The 21,274-nt window shown below is 34.6% G+C and carries 15 protein-coding genes and 1 other RNA gene; 7 read left to right on the top strand and 9 right to left on the bottom strand.

Going from position 1 to position 21,274, the window contains the following annotated elements; translation table 11 throughout:
* Positions 1-74 precede the first annotated feature (74 nt).
* The gene (locus tag G3A47_RS15330) at positions 75-1,550 is read left to right on the top strand and encodes an MFS transporter (protein ID WP_166923850.1); all 1,476 of its coding nucleotides are present in this window, start codon (positions 75-77) and stop codon (positions 1,548-1,550) included.
* Between the two features lie 97 nt (positions 1,551-1,647).
* Here G3A47_RS15330 and G3A47_RS15325 read toward each other — a convergent pair whose 3' ends face one another.
* The 3 genes from G3A47_RS15325 to fsa form a co-directional block, all read right to left on the bottom strand.
* Entirely contained in the window at positions 1,648-3,450 is a 1,803-nt protein-coding gene (locus tag G3A47_RS15325) for a M43 family zinc metalloprotease (RefSeq protein ID WP_166923848.1), read from the bottom strand.
* A 237-nt stretch (positions 3,451-3,687) separates the two neighbouring features.
* Positions 3,688-4,779, bottom strand: coding sequence for a hypothetical protein (locus G3A47_RS15320; RefSeq protein ID WP_166923840.1), 1,092 nt, complete (start codon positions 4,777-4,779; stop codon positions 3,688-3,690).
* Between the two features lie 486 nt (positions 4,780-5,265).
* The gene (fsa, locus tag G3A47_RS15315) at positions 5,266-5,922 is read right to left on the bottom strand and encodes a fructose-6-phosphate aldolase (RefSeq protein ID WP_166923838.1); all 657 of its coding nucleotides are present in this window, start codon (positions 5,920-5,922) and stop codon (positions 5,266-5,268) included.
* A gap of 369 nt (positions 5,923-6,291) precedes the next feature.
* Between fsa and G3A47_RS15310 the strand changes: the two genes are divergently transcribed.
* Complete coding sequence (locus G3A47_RS15310) at positions 6,292-6,801, top strand: helicase (RefSeq protein WP_166923836.1); 510 nt, start codon at positions 6,292-6,294, stop codon at positions 6,799-6,801.
* Between the two features lie 323 nt (positions 6,802-7,124).
* On the opposite strand, the gene G3A47_RS15305 is transcribed toward G3A47_RS15310, so the two are convergent.
* Entirely contained in the window at positions 7,125-7,928 is an 804-nt protein-coding gene (locus G3A47_RS15305; RefSeq protein WP_166923834.1) for an SDR family oxidoreductase, read from the bottom strand.
* A gap of 539 nt (positions 7,929-8,467) precedes the next feature.
* Positions 8,468-8,565: signal recognition particle sRNA small type (ffs, locus tag G3A47_RS15300), an RNA gene on the bottom strand.
* An 88-nt stretch (positions 8,566-8,653) separates the two neighbouring features.
* On the opposite strand from ffs, the gene G3A47_RS15295 reads away from it, so the two are divergent.
* The gene (locus tag G3A47_RS15295) at positions 8,654-9,703 is read left to right on the top strand and encodes a glutaminyl-peptide cyclotransferase (protein ID WP_166923832.1); all 1,050 of its coding nucleotides are present in this window, start codon (positions 8,654-8,656) and stop codon (positions 9,701-9,703) included.
* A gap of 6 nt (positions 9,704-9,709) precedes the next feature.
* Positions 9,710-10,948, top strand: coding sequence for an imidazolonepropionase (hutI, locus tag G3A47_RS15290; protein ID WP_166923830.1), 1,239 nt, complete (start codon positions 9,710-9,712; stop codon positions 10,946-10,948).
* 241 nt (positions 10,949-11,189) lie between these two features.
* On the opposite strand, the gene G3A47_RS15285 is transcribed toward hutI, so the two are convergent.
* Positions 11,190-12,068: a hypothetical protein gene (locus G3A47_RS15285; protein ID WP_166923828.1), complete on the bottom strand. Its 879-nt coding sequence runs from the start codon at positions 12,066-12,068 to the stop codon at positions 11,190-11,192.
* Positions 12,069-12,165: 97 nt separating this feature from the next.
* Between G3A47_RS15285 and G3A47_RS15280 the strand changes: the two genes are divergently transcribed.
* Together G3A47_RS15280 and G3A47_RS15275 are read left to right on the top strand one after the other, a co-directional pair.
* Positions 12,166-13,203 (top strand): formimidoylglutamase, encoded by a 1,038-nt coding sequence (locus G3A47_RS15280; RefSeq protein WP_166923826.1) that lies wholly within the window; start codon positions 12,166-12,168, stop codon positions 13,201-13,203.
* 284 nt (positions 13,204-13,487) lie between these two features.
* The gene (locus tag G3A47_RS15275; protein WP_166923824.1) at positions 13,488-14,738 is read left to right on the top strand and encodes a DEAD/DEAH box helicase; all 1,251 of its coding nucleotides are present in this window, start codon (positions 13,488-13,490) and stop codon (positions 14,736-14,738) included.
* Here G3A47_RS15275 and G3A47_RS15270 read toward each other — a convergent pair.
* From G3A47_RS15270 to aroC, 3 genes are all read right to left on the bottom strand, one after another.
* Positions 14,735-16,843, bottom strand: a complete 2,109-nt coding sequence (locus G3A47_RS15270; RefSeq protein ID WP_243860473.1) for a response regulator — start codon at positions 16,841-16,843, stop codon at positions 14,735-14,737. The two genes, G3A47_RS15275 and G3A47_RS15270, sit on opposite strands and share 4 nt — an antisense overlap.
* 657 nt (positions 16,844-17,500) lie before the next feature.
* The gene (locus G3A47_RS15265) at positions 17,501-18,787 is read right to left on the bottom strand and encodes a dicarboxylate/amino acid:cation symporter (RefSeq protein WP_166923820.1); all 1,287 of its coding nucleotides are present in this window, start codon (positions 18,785-18,787) and stop codon (positions 17,501-17,503) included.
* Positions 18,788-18,842: 55 nt separating this feature from the next.
* On the bottom strand, positions 18,843-19,901 hold the full coding sequence (gene aroC / locus G3A47_RS15260; protein ID WP_166923818.1) for a chorismate synthase: 1,059 nt from the start codon (positions 19,899-19,901) through the stop codon (positions 18,843-18,845).
* Between the two features lie 188 nt (positions 19,902-20,089).
* Between aroC and G3A47_RS15255 the strand changes: the two genes are divergently transcribed.
* Positions 20,090-20,914: a UDP-2,3-diacylglucosamine diphosphatase gene (locus G3A47_RS15255; RefSeq protein WP_166923816.1), complete on the top strand. Its 825-nt coding sequence runs from the start codon at positions 20,090-20,092 to the stop codon at positions 20,912-20,914.
* Positions 20,915-21,274 lie beyond the last annotated feature (360 nt).

The raw sequence follows: 21,274 nt of genomic DNA, 5'->3' as shown, positions 1-21,274 counted from the left end.
TTTTTGATATACTTAACAAATATATTTACGGTCTTCAAAAAACATAAATAAAAAAATTAACCTTTACTACTATTATGAGTTCAGAAAATGTACAAACCAAATGGGGGCAATTTATCTCTCTGATAATCGTCTTCTTTTTTTGGGGTTTTGTCGGATCAGCAAATGACATCCTTATCCCGGTATTCAAAAAAGTATTTACCCTATCTCAGGTTCAATCGCAATTAGTGGCCTGGGCTTTTTACGCAGCCTATTTTGTAGGATCAATCATCTTCTTTTTAGTTTCTTTAAAATCAGATGTTTTACAAAAATTCGGGTATAAAAAAACCCTTTCAGCAGGATTACTTCTTTCGGCAGTTGGTTCTTTTTTATTCGTTCCGGCAGCTACCATGCAAAGTTTCCCTTTTTTCTTAACTGCGCTATTCACTGTAGGTTTAGGATTTTCTATTCAACAAATTGTGGCAAATCCATTAGCTATTAAAATGGGAAGCCCAACCACGGGAGCCCACCGTTTGACTTTGGCAGGAGGTGTAAACTCTTTCGGAACTACTATTGGAGCAATCTTACTTGGAATTGCTCTTTTTGGAATGGGTGACAACAAAAAAACAAGTCTTTCATTAGAAGATATCAAATTGCCTTTTATCATTTTAGGACTTGCCTTTATCATAGTAGCCATTTTCATGTATTTTTCTAAAATCGAAGATCCGGCTAAAGCAGACGAAGAAGAAGCTATAATTGAACACAAACATGCTAAATTCAGCATTTTAGATTACCCGCAATTGTACTTGGGTATGTTAGGAATTTTTATTTATGTAGGAACAGAAGTTACCATCATCAGTAACTTACCGGCATTACTTCATACCAGTGAATTTGGAAACATATTAGAAGATGCTATTGCACCGTTTATAGCACTTTACTGGGGAAGTTTAATGATAGGTCGTTGGAACGGAGGAGTTAATGTTTTCAATACATCAAATCTGGTAAACACCGCTCTTAAATTTATTGTTCCGGCTTTAGCATTTGGAGTTATTATTGGAGCCAATTTATTTGCTGCACATGATGTTTCATCATTCTATATTTATCCTCTTTGGATTTTACTATTTATTGCTGTAAGTTTTGTAGGTGGCAAAAACGCAGGAAAAACGTTAATGTTATTTGGTATAGCCGGTATCGCAATGATGTTTGCCGGATTAGTTTGTCCGGATACTGATATTGCTAAATTTTTCTTTATCTCGGGTGGATTATTCTTATCTATTATGTGGCCTTCGATTTTCGATTTAGCCATTGCGGGCTTAGGAAAAAACACCGGAAAAGCATCTTCATTCCTGATCATGATGATTCTGGGTGGTGGCGTAATTCCATTGATACAAGGAAGCATCTGTGATTTAGATATTACTCATCCTGACGGAATATTTGGTATCACTTATACACACTTCTCTTATATTGTACCACTTCTTGGTTTTGCTTACTTAGCATTTTATGGTTTCTATTGCCCTAAAATACTAAAAAAGCAAGGTGTTAGTCATGTGGCAAGCGAAGGAGGAGGACACTAATACAAAACTATTAAATAAAAAAAGGGCTCATTTTACATCTAAAAAGAGCCCTTTTTTTATTAACGATTAAAATCAATAACTCTTCTGAGCATCTTATTTATTCTTTGATAAATTTATGATCAATTCCTTTTATTTTAATGATATAGATTCCTTTAGAAAGAATGCCTACATCAATTTGCCCTGCTTGAGTTTTACCGGATAATACCCGTTGCCAATTAAAGCTGAAAATTTCAAAATCCTCGTTTTCTAAGGTGTCAATGTTTAACACATCTTTTACAGGATTAGGGTATAATATAATATTCTGAGATTTTTCCAATTTATCTTCTTCTATACTTCTTTTCCTTCTCATAGCCAATACTCTTAAATCTCTAACAGTAATGTTAAGGTCCGTATTAATAGCGGCATCCGTCGATCTCTGAGTAGTATATAATTCAGGATAGTCCTTTTTAATGGAATTTCTCATTACTTTAACCTGACCCGGGGTAAACATAAAGCGGCAATTACCATAATCCATCATATTCTCGATTAACCTTCTATGTCCTCCGCATTGAACAGGGGCGATACAATTTTTACCGAAGTCCGCCCCGCTGCTTAAATCTTCTGCAGGAGGAGTATCGCTAATTTTATCATTTGAACCGTTACAGCCTCCTCTAAAAGTATGCTGCAGCCCAAAATAATGTCCTAACTCGTGAGCGGTTGCATTTTTTACCTCAGAATGAGGTGAAGGATTATAAACTAAAAGTGTAGCAATGTTATCCATTTCATCTATGTTATTTTTCTTATCTTGTAGTCTATATATAAAAGTAGTTCCTTGAGGAGAAAGATTATCTAGTGTGATTATTTTTGACACATACTTGATGAATATCTCACGTTTACCAAGACTCCGTATATCAAGATCATCATCTTTTTCGTATTTAAATATGTTAGCTTCATCATAGCCCTCCTTTAATCCTTTACGGATGGTGATAGCAATATCTTTGAAAATTATTCTTGCATTACCAACTTTTGCACCCGACACCACTGCTTCATCCGACAGCATCATACCTGTTTTGGCTGTATACACTTTATTGGCCCAATCAAATGCTTTTCTTACCATATCTTCATAAAAACTAGCCGGATTATTGTCTTCCGGAGCCTCCAGGACTTCTATATTTACTTTTTTGATGACAAAATAAGGATACTCTTTTTGTATTATGCTCTTCAGGTTTTCATTGCGGGCTACAGCAGGAACACGTATATCGTACAGGGTAGCGTCCTTTACTGTAATTTTTATCACGACAGGCTGGTTTTCTAACTGTATCAGTTTATCATCATCTATTTCCAAAGAGCAGGAAGAACGTACAAGGCTAAAAGCCCTAAGCCAGTTCCAAACCATGCCTCCACAATTTATCTTAAGAGCGCTCAATGATCTGGCAACCAGTGTTTTTATATCATCAGTAGGGACCTTACGAGAGTGTATACCACGATCCCAGTATAGGTAATCCATCTCTTTTGTTGTTTTAGAAAATGCATTTAGGGAGCTTTGAGTGATTTCTACATTATAGATCGGTCTGGTTACAAATGTCTTATCATCATCTGTCTCTAGCTGCAACCCTCCCACCCTCTTACTGTCGTAGGCATGCACCTCTATTTTAATGTAACCTCCGGGCTTATCTATGGTTCCTCTAATACCGCTCAGGTAGCTGTTACGACGATTGTAAAGTCCTTTGTAGTATATGGTCAGTAAATCAGACTCACTGCTATTGTCTATTTTGGGATTTACAGACCAAAATACCTTCTCTCCAACTACCTTTATGTTATTATCGGGATAACTGACTACACCACTGCCTTCAGTCTGTTGTGCATAAAGAAAACCCGAAAGGCAGTAGACAAAAGCTAAAATAAAATAACGATTTCTCATAAACTTTAAAATTAAATTACTAAACAATTCAAAGCCCTTTAGAAGATATTTTATAAAATAATAACATCTAAAAGAAAAAATTAAAAGCTTTGGGCAGTTCTTCCCCAACTAATCTCAAACCGAAAAATTAGCCACAGATTTAAACGATTCAAGACAGATTAGTCCAAAATATCAAGAAAATAATAACATAAAACACCTGATATTCCTTCCTGAGGAAGCTCTGCCAAGGCTTACTAACTACTTATTGAGCCGGTTTATGTCCAACACACCATTATCTTCCAGTGTTTTTATCCTTGTAGTTAGTTTTTCTATTTTCTTATTTTGATCAATGATATGGAGTAGCAGTTCTTCAACATTCTGCAAAAGACCTTCATTAAAGACGTGTATTTTATATCCCTTTTCTTTTACTTCTTTCTCCGAAACTATACCCGGAAGGTGTTTATTTTCTTTAACAAAACTTTCTAAAGCATTTAAATCCATTTTCTTATAATCACTTTCAAAAACAGAATCTTTCCAATAGGGTTTCGGAATGATATTTAAATCTGCTGCTAAAATTTGTTTTTCAACAAATAGAGAACAATCTTCTTTAAGATCTTTTGATATTTCCGGGTTAGCTTCTATAGTTTTAAAACTGCCAATATAAGTCATTCCTCCAACTGTTAATGCAGCACCTTGTACAGAGGTATTTGTATTAATGGCCACTTGAGTAACATTATTTACATCAAGATCATTATTAAAACGTGCTCCGCCATGTACAAGCATATTATTAGTAGTTCTGCTTGCATTATCTTGACCTATTTCCAACCATGTGCTGGCAGTGGGACAACCTACGGCCAAATAACCATTTGGAATTTTTACATAATCAGCTGTGGGAAAACTAATTTCCGAGGTATTGCGTGTAATATAATCCATTTTAATAGCGGTTACATACCTATTTTCGTAATTCTTATACCCTTTTATTTGAATTTGTGAGGATGTAGCATTATTAGTTCCGGTACTCAATCCTAGGCCAATGCGAAATCCAGTAGTTCCACCAGTTCTTGAGATATCAGCTTCAGCAGTAAGAGGAAATATTTGCTCACCCTCTCCCATAGGGGTACGATTACTCTTAATAAATAACTTACTTTCTGGTGTTGTAGTCCCAATACCAATGTTTCCATTTGCATCTTGAGAAATTTGCGATAGATTAGACTGTTGCGCGTAACCAGTTTTTGCACTAAAAATAAATAATACAGCAAACAATACATTTTTTGCATTTACTGACAATTTAATCCGCTCAAACATTAATTGTTTTTGACAATTTTTCAATAAAGAATTTGTGTTTTTCATAGCTAAAAGTTTTTAATTAATAATCATAAATTCAAATAACAACATTTTTAAAACTATTATAATTAAATACTAAACTTACAAAATCACATATTTTAGTATTTTTATTCTTACAAATATAGGTAAAAATAATTAATGCCAAATAATTTTTTAAAACTTATTGGCTTTATTTTTTGAGCTACTAAATTTAAATTCAATACTTTAGTGACTGAAACTACACATATATAAGAATTTAAAGGGATCAAAACTCTCCATCTAATAAAAGAAATTCCAAATGGCTATGCTCAAAACCAGTCCTAAGTAAAATCAAAGGCGAATACATGGTTTTTAGAGATCATAAATACAGATAAGAAAAAAAGAGACAGAAAGACCAGTTTTACCTATTGTAATGATTCGAAGAATGTCATATTAACCCCAATCTGAGGCCAATAAAAATAAAAAAATCGCCCCCTAAAAAAGAGGCGATTTTAAACTATAAAGAATTGATTCTTATTTATTTCCTTTCTCAAAATCAGCAACAAACTGCGCCAATCCAATATCAGTTAATGGATGTTTTAATAAACCAGAGATTGCAGAAAGTGGTCCTGTCATAACATCTGCGCCAATTTTAGCACAATTCACAATATGCATCGTGTGACGTACAGAAGCAGCTAAAATTTGAGTTTCATATCCATAATTGTCATAGATTTCTCTGATCTCTTCGATAAGATTCAAACCATCTGTAGAAACATCATCTAAACGACCAATAAACGGCGACACATAAGTTGCTCCAGCTTTAGCAGCCAATAAAGCCTGTCCGGCAGAAAACACCAAAGTAACATTTGTTTTAATTCCTTTATCAGAGAAATATTTTGCAGCCATAACACCTTCTTTTGTCATTGGTAATTTCACCACGATCTGATCGTGCAATTCTGCCAACTCCTCACCTTCTTTGATCATTCCGTCAAAATCAAGTGCATTTACTTCAGCACTTACGTCACCTTCAACAAGGTTGCAAATATCAACGTAGTGTTTCAAAATATTATTTTTTCCGGTAATCCCTTCTTTCGCCATCAATGACGGATTTGTAGTTACACCATCCAAAACTCCCAAAGCCTGTGCTTCTTTAATCTGAGCTAAATTAGCTGTATCGATAAAAAATTTCATATTTATTTAAATTTAATTGTGTTCTCTATTTGGGTATGATCCCATTTCTAAAAAAGGCATTCCGAAAATCCGCTATTGGCAACTTTTATAAATTCAACCAAAGTCCTAATCCTTCATACAGCCTATTCTTTCTGTTTTACTTATAGATTGCTCTAAAATTACAACAAATAATTGCAAATCATGACTACAGCAAAATCAATTGACTCTAGTCCGATAATTACTTTGGTAAAAGTAAAGGTTTATATTTTTAATTCAAAATAAAACCAGATTTGTAGAGGCTTCGCCAAACAACTGAATCCAATTAATCCTAATAATTTTATCTTTACAGTTAAAAAAGACCTTCAAAGAAACAATAGCATCAAAATGGGTATGACTAATAACAATACAACCTCTACTATAAAAAGCGAAGGACTAAACAAAGAGCAATTACTTCAAAAATTAAAACAGTCACAAATTGGACTTAATGAATATGCTCATCAAATATTCGAAAGCGACTTATTTGAGCCATCCCTTTCAAGTTATGAAGTCAGTCTGACAGAATTATCAATAGCGGAGATAGGCCTTAAAAAAGGAGGGAATTTTGAAGATATAAAAAAGTGCATCAAAACATTGAACCTATCGTATTGCCCCTTAGAAATTGCAATTTATGCCAGATTACTATTTAAAGACCAATTAGAGTCTGAAGAAAAAAAATCAAATCAAGCCCCACCCGGATCTATAACCTTTTTCTCAAAGCCACTTAGTAAAAATGATACTTTCCCAAAAGGTTTTTATATCAGAAATAATGATGGTATACTTTGGTTAAGGGGGTATATTTGCTCAGAAGATTATGTTTGGAAGCCCAGTGATCGAATGATCTTTAAAGTAAATACTAAATAATCCAGTCCTTTCATAACTAAGGACAAACAAGTGTAAAAACCAAAAATCGGAAAATATTACAATCGAAATATTTGATTCTTCAATTGCCTCCAGCTTTAGCCGGAGATAATCATAAAACAAAACCAAAAAGGCTTTAGCCAAAAAAGTACTGTTTTCGGCTAAAGTCTTTCTCTGCTCTTAAAATCCATAATCCCTACCTAAAGTTGGAGGCAATTGAATTTTGATTCCATTTTACCTCTGCAAACTAAAATCCTCTTTAGAATACAATAAAGCAACAACATTTGAAATCATACTAAGCTTCAAAGAATGCATCAAACTATAAATTACAACTTATAATGATTCATTAACATCTTTTCATAAACTGTATCAGGAAGAATTCTTTTTAATACAATCGAAAATTTCTGCATAAAGACTCCCACTTTGTAATGTACTTTAGGTTTCTTAGTCTCTATTATTTTATAAATAGCTTCTGCCATTTCGTTAGGATTACTTCCTGCATCCACATGTTCATTCATTGTAGAAAGCGTTTCTCCATATACTTTTTCATAAGCAGATCCTGAAATTACAGGTGCGTGATAACGCCCCGCAGCGATATTGGTAGCAAAATCACCCGGCGCAACATTTGTGATATTGATCCCAAAAGATTTTACTTCCATACGTAATGCTTCAGTAATAAGTTCTAAAGCTCCTTTTGAAGCAGAGTAAACACTTCTGTAAGGCAATCCCATATAACCTGCAATAGAAGTAATATTGATTATCAGTCCTGATTTTTGCTCGCGCATTTGTGGCAAAGCAGCTTTCATAACTTCAATCGGTCCAAAAAAATTAGTTTCGAAATTGTTCTTAATCTCGTCCATCGGAATTTCTTCTAAAGGCCCCGTAATACCAACTCCGGCATTATTAATTACAACATCTAAACGTCCGGTGGTTGCAATAATAGCACTTACCGCGCTTTTTATAGAGGTTACATCCCGAACATCTAAAGCCATAAGAGGAAAAATAGAATTTACTACTTTTTCGGGATTTCTGCTGGTTCCGTAAACCACAAAACCTTTATGGTGCAAAAACTCCCCTATAGATTTTCCGATCCCTGATGATCCTCCGGTAATTAAAACGACTTTGCTCATTGCTTAGATTATAATGGGTTAACTGTTATTCAGTAAAATGTTATTTAGTAAAATGTAAAAAGTTATTTACTTTTTTGTTCTTTTTAAATGTATTGTTTGCTTTAACCGCAAAGAGCGCAAGGATTTTTGCTTCCGTTTATCGCAAAGAAGTCCGCTAAGTATTAACACAAAGCAAAGTCTTTTGCACGCAGATTTTGCAGATTAAGCCGATATTTGTTTTGTGCTCAGATAAAAACAATCTGAATAAATCTGAGTGAAAAAATTTCACTGCAAACATAGGAGTTCGCAAAGCATTATTTAAAATTAATCTTAGCGAACTTTGCGTAAACCATTGCGTCCTTTGCGGTTAAACAAACACAAAACTTGTCAAAATTCTTATCGCTTCAAAAATTTCCGTGCTGATCCCATTTCACTAAAACATCTCACAACTCACATCTCACAAATTCCCTTCCAGTTCGAAACGTCCAAAAATAAAAAAATCCTCCATAAGGAAGACTACTTTTGAATTAATTCTAAAAAAAGAAACGCGATAAAATAAAAAATGGCAAGCGACCTACATCGCACCGCTCAACCGCGTACCCTTGCTATGTTCCCATCCTGGGGGAGTCTGCAGGAGCTGGTCGTGTAGGACTTGCCGGTGCAAATATACAATCTTTTTATATTTTTGCAAGAGCTTTGTTGCTATAAAATTATCGTCGTATATTGGCTTATTCAAATTTTAAACTATGAAAAAATATAACTTCCTAGCTGTCATTTTATTAGGAACAACACTAATTGGTTGTAAGGGCACAAAAAAAAGTGAAAATTCTTTATTTACTATTGATGATTCTGCTTTTCCAGCCCATTTTACCTCAAAAGAAGCGGTTTCGATTGCAATTTTAAACCCAAATTCCAAAGAAATTGATAGCACTGTTTACTTTGTAAACGACAAAAAAGTGGGAAGCACTAAAAGTGCCGGGAAATTCAAATTTGAATTAAAAGATCAAAAATTAGGGTATCAGTACTTAAAAGCTACCGTTTATTTTGGTGGAGATTCTTCGGACGCGACTAAAAGAATCGAAATGGTTTCTCATGTTGAGCCAAAAGCACTAAATTATAAAATCATAAATACCTATCCGCACGATACAGCCGCTTTTACCGAAGGTTTAGAGTTTCATGACGGAACCTTATATGAAAGTACCGGACAAAAAGGAGAATCTTACTTTAGAGCGTTAGATTATAAAACCGGAAAAGTAATCAAACAAGTTGATCTTCCGAATCAATATTTTGGTGAAGGAATCACTTTTGTTAACGGAAAATTATTTCAATTGACCTGGCAGGAAAAAACCGGTTTTATCTATGATGCCAAAACTTTAAAACTCGAAAAAACCTTTAAATACGACAAAGAAATTGAAGGCTGGGGAATGACAAATGATGGAAAATACATTTACCAATCGGATGGAACTGAAAAAATCTGGAAGATGGACCCTTCGACGCAAAAAATGATCGATTACATCAATGTATACTCCGGAACTTCTAAAATTAAAGCGATTAACGAATTGGAGCTAATCAACGGAAAATTCTATGTAAATGTCTTTCAAAAAGATGCCATTGCCGTTGTGGACCCTGCGACAGGTGCAGTTGAAGGCATCCTGAACATGTCAAACCTTCGTAAATCACTAAGCGTAACACCTGACGATGTTTTAAATGGTATCGCGTATAATCCTGCAACAAAAACCATTTTTGTAACAGGTAAAAATTGGAATAAAATGTTCGAAATAACAGTTACAGAATAAAAACAAATGATCACATTAATTACCAACATAAAAGAACTGCTTCAGGTTCGTGAAACTTCAATTACAAAAGTATCCGGAGCAGAGATGGCTGTTCTTCCCACAATCAAAAATGCTTTTTTGATTTTAGAGTATGGCTTAATCACTGATTTTGGAGAGATGAGCGCACTCCCTAAAATCAAAGCTGACAAAATTATTGACGCAACGGGACGAATCGTTTTACCTTCCTGGTGCGACAGCCACACACATATTGTGTACGCAGGCAACCGTGAGCAGGAATTTGTAGACCGAATCAATGGGTTCTCATATGAAGAGATCGCAAATCGCGGGGGCGGAATTTTAAATTCTGCCAAAAAACTTAACGAAACTACGGAAGAAGAAATCTACAACCAATCTAAAATTCGTCTTGAAGAAGTAATGCATTTGGGAACCGGAGCTGTAGAGATCAAATCAGGATATGGTTTAACAATTGAAGGCGAATTAAAAATGCTTCGCGTTATAAAAAAACTGGCAGAAACGTATCCTATTACCATAAAATCTACTTTTCTGGGCGCTCATGCCTTCCCGTTACATTACAAGGAGAACAAAGCAGGTTATATTGAGGAAATCATCACTCAGATGTTACCGCAAATTGCACAAAACAAACTGGCTGATTATGTTGATATTTTCTGCGAAACAGGTTATTTTTCTGTTGAAGAAACGGAAAAAATCATGGAAGCCGGAATACAACACGGTTTAGTTCCGAAAATACATGTAAATCAATTTAATTCTATAGGCGGAATTCAGGCCGGAGTCAAATTTAAAGCCCTATCTGTTGATCATCTTGAAATTATGAACCCGGAAGACATTGAAGCCTTAAAAGACACCGAAACAATGCCTGTAGCTTTACCATCCTGTTCTTACTTCCTAAGTATCCCATATACGCCGGCACGTGAAATGATAAAAGCTGGTTTGCCGTTAGCTTTGGCTACCGATTTTAACCCGGGCTCTACTCCATCCGGAAACATGAATTTTGTTGTGGCTACAGCCTGCATCAAAATGAAGATGACTCCCGAGGAAGCTATCAACGCTGCGACTATAAACGGTGCTTATGCGATGGGGTTATCAGAAAGCCACGGAAGTATTACAAAAGGTAAAAAAGCCAATTTAATCCTCACAAAACCGATTTCGTCTTACTATCAAATTCCATATGCTTTTGGAAGCAACTTAATCGAAAGCGTATTTATAGATGGCAAAATTTTAGTTTAAACTGAACTCGATTATTCTTCTATTGGCGTCACCTGACAACAATCAAATTCAAACTAAAAAAGTAATAATTTCAATCTGTGAAATCTGTGGCAAAATAAAAAAACTGCCACAGATTGCACTGATTTAAAGGATTTATTCTCTGATTCGATAATACTCAGGTATTAAAGTAATTCATAAAAAAAGGTCTGTGAAAAATTTCACAGACCTTTTTTATTACAACAATTCAATAAATTGAATCATATTATCTCAAGCTAAAACTTGTTTTAGAAACCAATTCATCATTATCAAAAACATTGATAAAATAAGTTCCTTTTTCAAAATTCTTACCTGGCAAATCTTCTACAACATTTACAGTTTTGTTCTCATATTGAACAGTTGTTTTAAAACTGTAAGTCAACGATTTATCACCAAAACTTTCTGTTTTCTTGTCACCTAAAACGTTGTTTTTACTGTCGATAACCTGTACATAATAGGTTTTATCACCTGATTTTGCAATTTGGTTCTCAGCGATAGTAAAACTAACTTTCAAGACATCAGCACGGCTTGCTTTATCTGTTTCAATTTGTTTACCAGAGCTTCTTAATTTGTAAGCCGCTGTTTTTGTATTCAGAACTGATAACTTAGAACCTCTTTCAACTGTTTTAGACAGCTCTTCATTCTGACCAACCAATACTTCATTGAACTTTTTTGATTCACCTAAAACTACAATAGTACTATCTCTCTGAACTGTCAAAACTGTGTTTTGTTTTTTCAATTCGTCGTTCTCAGCAACTAAAGTCTTCATTTTAGCCTGCATCCCTTGCACTTGATTTCTATATTTAGATACATCTCCTTTAGATTTATTTAAATCATCCATCAAAGCCACTACTTTGTCTCTTTCCTGAATCAACTCGTCAGACATCGAAGTATTTTCTGCAATTGCCGCGTCATAGGTAGCTTTCAATTCCTGCAAATCTTTCATAACAGATTCTTTCTCTGTCAAAGTAGTCGTAAGTTCTGTTTTAACTACTTCTGTATCAGAAGACAATTTAAAAATATACACTAAGCTACCAATCAGTAGGACTGCTAAAACTGCGATTACCGCCTTTAGACTTGAGTTGTTGTTCTTTGGGTTTTCCATATTTAAATAATTTTCTTTAAAAACAAATTTAAGAATTAATATATCGTAATAACGTAAGTTACTACAATTATATTATTTTTGGACAATATTTTTTTTTATGGAGAAATTAATACCATTTACAATAAACGATTTAGCGAAAGTCACCAATCACAGAAGTGGTGAAATCAAATTTGGAGAAAAAATGATTATCATTCCTAAGGGCGCTGATAAAATCAATTTTCTGAAAGAAAGCGAAGCTAAATATGTCCTTTTGGGAATTCCGGAAGATATAGGCATCCGTGCCAACTATGGCAGACCCGGCGCAGCATCGGCATGGGAATCTGCTATAAAAAGCATCGCCAATATCCAGCACAATCGTTTCGCAAAAGGCAGCCAGATTATTGTTCTGGGGCAAATCAATGTTATCGAGGAAATGCGTCAGGTAGAAAATCTTGATTTTAATGATATTGATGATCGGTCGAAATTAAGTCAGCTGGTCGAAAAAATTGACAAAGAAGTTTCCCACATTATTTTTAATATCGTCAAAGCCGGAAAAGTACCAATTATTATAGGCGGAGGCCATAATAATGCTTATGGAAACATAAAAGGTTCTGCTTTAGCCAAAGGAAAACCTGTAAACGCCATTAATTTTGATGCGCATTCTGATTTTAGAATTCTGGAAGGTCGCCACAGTGGAAACGGGTTCTCTTACGCCTACGAGGAAGGCTTCCTGAAAAAGTATTTTATTTTTGGATTACACGAAAACTACACTTCAAAAAGCGTTCTTGATATCATCAAAAAAATAGAGGATCGTGTCCGCTACAATACGTATGACAGCGTAAACATCCGAAAAGAAAAAGAATTCAACAAAGAGATGATTTATGCTTTGGATTTTGTAAAATCGGATCCGTTCGGAATTGAAATTGATCTGGATGCCATACCAAACATCGCCAGCAGTGCCATGACTATCAGCGGATTTTCAATAGAAGAATTGCGTCAGTTTATTTCCTTTTTCGGAGAACATAAAAATGCTACTTATTTGCATATCTGCGAAGGAGCACCGGACTTAGACCAATCTCCAAACAATCACTTAATCGGAAAACTAATCGGATATCTGATAACCGATTTTATTAAAGCCAACAACGAAAATGTGTAATTTTAAGTTAGTGGCTAAGGGTCTGAGTTTCTAAGGGTCTAAGCTTTTCTTTAAAAGAGCACACCATCAAAAATTTAAAAAATAAAAAAACTCAGAAACTCAGAAACTTAGAAACTCAGAAACTTAGAAACTTAGAAACTTAGAAGCTTTCAAAAAATAGACCGTAAAAGTCCAAAATCAAACCATTTACCAAATAAAAGCGGATTCAAATAAACGATTGACCGAATAAAGCTATCTTTGCACAGCATTTTAGTACTAAAAACTAAATTCTTAATCCCTAAGATATGTTATTCGAAGATTTATCACTTTCAAAAAGTATACAAAAAGCCGTATTTGAAGAAGGCTACCTAAATCCTACCCCAATTCAGGAACAATCTATCCCGGTTGTCCTGGCCGGAAGAGATTTAATTGGTTGCGCCCAAACCGGTACGGGAAAAACAGCTGCATTTGCTATTCCTATCATACATCAGTTACACCGAATTGTAGGCTCATCTAAAAAAGCCAAACAAATTCGTGCGCTTATCGTTACTCCGACACGTGAACTTGCTGTTCAGATTGGACAAAGTTTTGACACTTATGCCAAATACACCAATCTAACACAATTAACGATTTTCGGAGGAGTTTCTCAGAACCCGCAAGTTGATAGTTTAAAAAAGGGAATCGATATATTGGTTGCCACACCGGGAAGATTACTGGATTTGCAGAAACAAGGTTTTCTTGACTTAGATCACCTGCATACTTTGGTTTTAGATGAAGCGGATCAAATGTTGGATATGGGTTTTATAAACGATGTAAAAAAGATCGTAAAACTAACGCCTAAAAACCGTCAAACCCTATTATTTTCTGCTACGATGCCTATTGCCATCCGTGAATTGGCAGAAATGTTCCTAAAAGACCCGGCAAAAGTTGAAGTTTCTCCGGTTTCATCAACTGCTGAAAATGTAGAACAACGCATTTATTTTGTAGATAAAACAGAAAAAAGAAATTTACTTTACCACTTAATTAAAAACGAAAATTTATCAAACGTATTGGTTTTCTCCAGAACCAAACACGGAGCTGATAATGTCGTAAAAGCATTGCGCAAAAAAGAAATTCCCGCAGAAGCCATTCATGGAGATAAGTCGCAGAATGCCAGACAACGTGTTCTGGATGCTTTTAAAAACAAAGAAGTTGGTGTTCTTGTGGCTACTGATATTGCGGCAAGAGGAATTGATATTGATCAATTGCCATTTGTAATTAACTTTGATTTACCAAACATCCCGGAGACTTACGTACACCGAATTGGAAGAACAGGACGTGCCGGAAATGGCGGAATCGCTATCTCTTTTTGCGGTAAAGATGAAGAACCATACTGGAAAGACATTAAAAAACTAATAAAAGTAGACGTCAATATCGTTACCGATCATCCGTACCCTTGGCATTCGGGAAGTCCGGACGCAACGGCAGAAAAACCCAGAAATTCAAACCGAAGCGGTGGCGCTCATAAATCGAGAAAGTCAAATGCATCTAAACAAAACAAAAAGCGTTGGTATTAATAACCAACGCTTTTTGTTTCACATACCAGATAATTGATTATTTTAAACAGCTTAACCGGCTCAAAAGGTTTAATAATAATATCGTTCATTCCTGAAGAAATCGCTTCATCCGTTATTTCATCTTTATCAAAAGCAGTCAACGCCACAATAGGCGTTTTAATCCCCAACTGACGAATTCTTTTTGTAGTTTCAAAACCATTCATCATAGGCATATTAATATCCATTAAAACCAGGTCGAAATATTCATTATCAAGAATCTGCAGAGCAGCAAAACCGTCATCGACAACTTTGCAGATGTAATTATTCTTTTCGATAATCTTCTTAGTAACCAACTGATTTATAACATTATCTTCAACAACCAAAATTTTAAAAACTTCATTCGATGTCAGATCCACCTGAATTTCATCTATAATACGTTTTGTTTTCTCCGGATCATATTCAAAAGGGATTGTAAAGGTAAATAATGTCCCTTCTCCTACTTTACTTTTCAAATCTATAGTAGTATTAAAAAGCCCTAAAAGTCTTTTTACAATACTCAAACCAAGCCCTGTTCCCTGGTAATCTTCATCTTTTCTTCCTACCTGAACAAACTTTTCAAAAATCTTCGTCTGATCTATTGCAGCAATTCCTACCCCATTATCCTTTACTCTAAACTCTAAAAAGTGCATTTTCCCTTCCACTTTCACCTGATTGATTATAATCTCAACCTCTCCTTCTTTGGTAAATTTCAGCGCATTACTCACCAAATTCATCAGGATTTGTGCCAGTCTTAACTTGTCGCCAATTAGATATTCCGGAATAGTATCATCAATTGCTATTGAAATTTTATTGTTGTTTTTTTGAGATAAAAAAGAAAGGGAATTTTTAATCATTGCAATTTCATCTGAAATATTAAATGTTAGACTTTCCAGCACCACTTTATTTTCTTCGATTTTATTAATCTGAAGGATATCATTTACCAACGACAACAAATATCTGGCAGAAAATTTTAAGGAACTCAAATGATGACTATTTGACAACTCTTTGTGCTCCTCTAATAACATATTGGTTATTCCCACAACTCCATAAAGCGGAGTACGCAATTCGTGGCTTATAGTCGAAATAAATTGTGTTTTGAGTAGCGAAGCCTCTTCTGCGATTTCTTTTGCCTCTAAGAGCTCTAAATTGTGTTTTTTCTTAAATCGGATATTTTTAACTAACGTAATGATCAACAGCAATAGAATAAACGAAGTCACCACAAACAAAACCACAATAATCCTTGATTTCTTAAGACTCTGATATTGAGAATCTTTCTCGCTCTCAATTTTATCAATCTGCCTTTTATACTCATCTAATTCCAGATTAAAACCCGCAATAGAAGCATTTTTGAGCTTTTCGTCATTATAAATCTGTTCTGTTATTTTGTTGTAAGCATCTAAATTGGCATAAGCTTCTTTATATCTGCCATCTGCATTTAAAAACTTTGAATATTCCAGATGTGCATTGGACAGGTCCGTTTTTTCTATATAGTTCTTTCCTAAACGTATTGCGTTATTAAAATAATCATCTGCTTTTTGATTCTCTTTCCTATAACTGCTGTACATTCCATTTAACATGTTTGTAATAACAACCGTATCATCAAACTGAAACTTTTTCTGATTGGCATTGATAAACTTTAAATAGGGATAACCTTTCTCGAACTGGCCAACATCGAAATACGACCACGCAATATTGACATAAGTAAAATAAATCTGCGTGGAATCCTTAATTTTTAAACTTAGCTCAATAGATTTTTTATAAAATTCTATACCGCGGCTATATTGTTTCTTTTCAAAACAATAAATATTACCCAGATTATTATACAACATGTTTTTAAAACTGTTGTTTTTAGCCTTGTAAGCATAAAGCAGGCTTTTTTTATAAAAGAAAATTGCTTTATCAAATTCTCCTAATTCATTGTAATTAGCCGCTATAATATTATAAGAACGGGCAATAAAATAATCGTTTTTAGTTTTAGTGGAGTGATCTAAGGCCACTCTTGAATTGATTAATGATTTCTCAAAATTAGACTCTCTTAAATCAGATAAAGCTTCCAATATTAATTTATCAATCTGTACCGATGACAAATTATTTTGTCCCCATATATTAAATGGAAAAAAAAACAATACTAAAAAACATGATAAAAAGATTCGAAATCGAAACATACTTTGAAAATATTTATTCAAATATACATTATTAAGACAGAAAATAATATGTTGATTTTTTAACAAAGTTAATTTAATACTGAACGATTCTGTCTCTTCCTTCTGTAAGATCCTTCTGAGTAGCTTTTCCCTATAAAAATATTTATTTCTTTACTCTAAAATTGCAAAAAAACAAAGACAACACCAATCAATGTAGGCGCTAAGAACAATTAATACCGAAAAACCCTTATCTCTAAAAAATAACCAGAACTTTAAGACAATAAATAAGAAATAATTTTATCTTTAACAAAGTTTACAAACACAAGCGCCAAGTGTTTTTATAAGATTGGAGCAACTAAAACCCCTAAAAACATGATCGAAAATTTTTTAAAATTAGAAGAAGTTGAAAAACTAAGCAAAGAAGAACAAAAAACAATAAAAAGTGGTGATTGAAGCAGGAAAAGAAAAAGTTGTCACATAAGTTATTCGAAGGTTGCTTTTGCAGTATACTAACTTCAAAATGACCGGGGAAACTAAAACATACTAAAAAAGCCGTAATAATAAAATCATTACGGCTTTTTTATGCTTAAAATATTCTTTTTAGTTCTCTACTGACACTTCAGATTTGTTTTCATGGTCATTTTCCCACTTGCCAACTACTGATGTAGCCAAAGCATTTCCTAAAACATTCGTAGCACTTCTAAACATATCGCAGAAGTGATCGATTGGTAAGATTAAAGCAATTCCTGCAGCAGGAATATCAAACATTCCACATGTAGCTGCCACAACAACTAAACTTGCTCTTGGAACGCCTGCAATACCTTTACTGGTTAACATTAAAACCAAAAGCATTACCATTTGAGTTCCTAAATCTAAATGTACACCATAAGCTTGCGCGATAAAAATACTCGCAAATGTCATATACATCATACTTCCGTCAAGATTAAACGAATAACCCAGTGGCAACATAAATGATACAACTTTATCTTTTACTCCAAAATTCTCTAATTCTTCTGTCAATTTAGGGAAAACAGCCTCACTACTTGTTGTTCCGAAAGCAATCACTAACGGACCTACAATACGTTTTAACAATTCGTTCATTCTGGTTTTCAGGAAAATATACCCTACTACAATTAGCACAACCCATAACGTACTTATTCCAACTAAAAATGATCCGAAAAATTTGAAGTAGAAAACGGCCAGTTCCTGAAAATCTTTCACAGCAAAAACTCCCGCAATAGCTCCAAAAACACCTATTGGCGCAAAGTTCATTACGTAGTTAACCATTTTTAGAACGATATGAGAAATCTTATCAAAAGCATTCACTACCGGCTTTACCTTCTCACCTAATGATGCAGCAGCCAATCCGAAGAAGATAGAAAAGATTACGATTTGCAAAATTTCATTCGTTGCCATTGCCTCCACTATACTCTTTGGAACAATATGTACAATAAAATTCTCAAAAGTTATCGATTGTGTTTTTTCTGTTACTTCACTGGCAGTTGCCAAATCTACGTGACCTAAATTTAAACCAATTCCCGGTTGTAAAAGGTTAACATAAAACAATCCGATTAATAAAGAAATAAAAGAAGCGGTAAAAAACCAGCCTAAAGCTTTTCCTCCAATTCTTCCAACCGCTTTTATATCGCCTAGTTTAGCAATTCCAACCACAAGAGTTGTGAAAACTAAAGGAGAAATAATCATTTGCACCAAACGGATAAAAATGGTTGCCAGCATATTAATTTTTACACTAAATGCTTTCGCAGCCTCAGGCGAAATATAATTGTGTAATATAATCCCTAAAATTGCTCCAAGAATCATTGCAATTAAAATCTGCCCTGTTAATCCTGAAAGAAATGATTTTTTTTTGGTTTCTGTACTTTGCATCAATTTATTATTTATTTATAATTAAAACATAAGGCCCTCACTGCCTTACAATTTATTAATATGTTTTGTTGATTAAATAAAAATCAGCCAAAACAATCGCTGCCATTGCTTCAACAATTGGCACTGCACGAGGCACTACACACGGATCATGACGCCCTTTTCCGGTCATTGGTGTAATGTTTCCTTTATTATCTAATGAGTCCTGAGTCTGCATGATAGTCGCAACAGGTTTAAAAGCTACTCTAAAGTAAATATCCATCCCATTACTGATTCCTCCCTGAATACCACCTGAAAGATTGGTTTGGGTAGTTCCGTCCGGATTGTATAAATCATTATGATCACTTCCTTTCATTTCAGATCCTGAAAAACCGCTTCCGTATTCAAAACCTTTTACTGCATTAATAGAAAGCATTGCTTTTCCTAATTCTGCATGTAGTTTATCAAAAACAGGTTCTCCCAGACCCACCGGTACATTTTGGATTACACAGGAAACAATCCCTCCTACGGTATCTCCTTGCTTGCGAATATCACGAATGTATTCTTCCATTGTTGCCGCTGCTTTTTCATCCGGACAACGCACCGGGTTGCTTTCTGTCTTTGAAAAATCCAATTCCTGGTATGGCGTATCTAAATGAATTGGCCCTACAGAAGAAACATAGGCATTAATTTTAATTTCCGGTAACATTTGTTTGGCGATGGCACCAGCCACTACCCTGCTAGCAGTTTCACGAGCGGAACTTCTTCCTCCTCCGCGGTAATCGCGAAAACCATACTTCTGATCGTATACATAATCAGCATGGCTCGGTCTGTAGTTGTCTTTTATATGAGAATAATCGTCTGATTTTTGGTTGGTGTTCGGAATGATAAAACCAATCGGAGTTCCGGTTGTTTTACCTTCAAATATTCCTGATAAAAACTGAACGCTATCCGGTTCTTTTCTTTGTGTTACGATTGCGGATTGTCCTGGTTTTCTGCGGGACATTTCAACTTCAATTGCTTCCAGATCAAGTTCTATTCCTGATGGGCAACCGTCGATAATTCCACCTAAAGCTTCACCATGAGATTCCCCAAAAGTAGTCACTTTATATAAGGTGCCGTAGCTATTTCCTGCCATTGTAATTAGTTTTGAGCAAATGTAAGTTTTAAGAATTAAATTAAAAAATTTAAAACTGGTAATATTAAACAAAGACTTAGTTCTTTAAAAATGATAATTTATTAAAGTTGCAAACAAATTGATAACCTTTCCATAAAATAAGTCCGAATCGACTTTACTTAATTTGTAAAACTTCAAATCAGTAAAAATTGAAAAAAAGAAATGTTGAACTGGTCATTATTTCAGATGTCCATTTAGGAACATACGGCAGTCATGCCAAAGAACTAAACAATTATTTATCAAGCATAAAGCCTAAAACACTGGTCTTAAATGGCGACATCATTGATGCCTGGCAATTTAGAAAATCGTATTTCCCAAAGAACCATTTAAGGGTTATCCAGCGAATAATCGGAATGGCTTCTAAAGGCACTAAAGTGTATTATATTACCGGAAATCACGATGAAATTCTCAGAAAATTCAGCGACATGAATATGGGAAATTTTGCTTTAGTAGATAAATTAATTTTAGAACTCGACGACAAAAAGGCCTGGATTTTCCATGGAGACGTTTTTGATGCTTCTGTACAACACTCCAAATGGATTGCAAAACTGGGCGGTTTAGGCTACGATTATTTAATTCTCACAAACCGTTTCGTCAACTGGTGTCTGTCTAAACTAGGAAAAGAACCTTACTCTTTTTCTAAAAAAATAAAAGCCAGCGTTAAAAAAGCAGTCAAATTTATTTCAGATTTCGAAACAACAGCCACTGATTTGGCAATCGAAAAAAAGTACGATTATGTTATCTGCGGTCATATTCACGAGCCAAAAATAATTGAAAAAGAAAACAAATACGGATCTACTTTATACCTGAATTCAGGCGACTGGGTCGAAAATTTAACCGCTTTAGAATACCATAAAAAACGTTGGAAATTATTCTCCTACTCCGAAAGCAATTTTACAGAAGAGGAGAATCTTTTTGAAATGGAAGATATTCTAAGCAGCCACCTGGTTAATTCAATTTTAAAAAGCAAATAAACTGCTAAATCTTGGCGAGCCTTGTATTTATTTAACCGCAACGTTCGCAAAGGTTTTGCGCAAGGTTCGCTAAGAAAAAAAACTACTCCCTTCAGAAAATTTCTCGCTAAAACGCAAAATTTATCACGCAGATTTGGCAGATTAAGCTGATATTTTTATTTTATAGTTCCGACAAAACAATCTGAACAAATCTTCCAAATCTGCGTGAGAAAAACTCGGCAAACATTACGAGATACAATAGTGCTTTTAACTTCTCACACTCCACAACTCACAACTCACATCTCACAACTCACATCTCACCCCCATCCAAAATGTGAATTATATAACAATTTACAATAATCATATACATCTCGGTTTTTA

It is taken from the genome of Flavobacterium poyangense, from assembly GCF_011751075.1.
Classification (GTDB): Bacteria; Bacteroidota; Bacteroidia; order Flavobacteriales; family Flavobacteriaceae; genus Flavobacterium; species Flavobacterium poyangense.
Note: the sequence above shows the minus strand (reverse complement) of the source record. Positions and strands in the feature narration are given on the sequence as shown.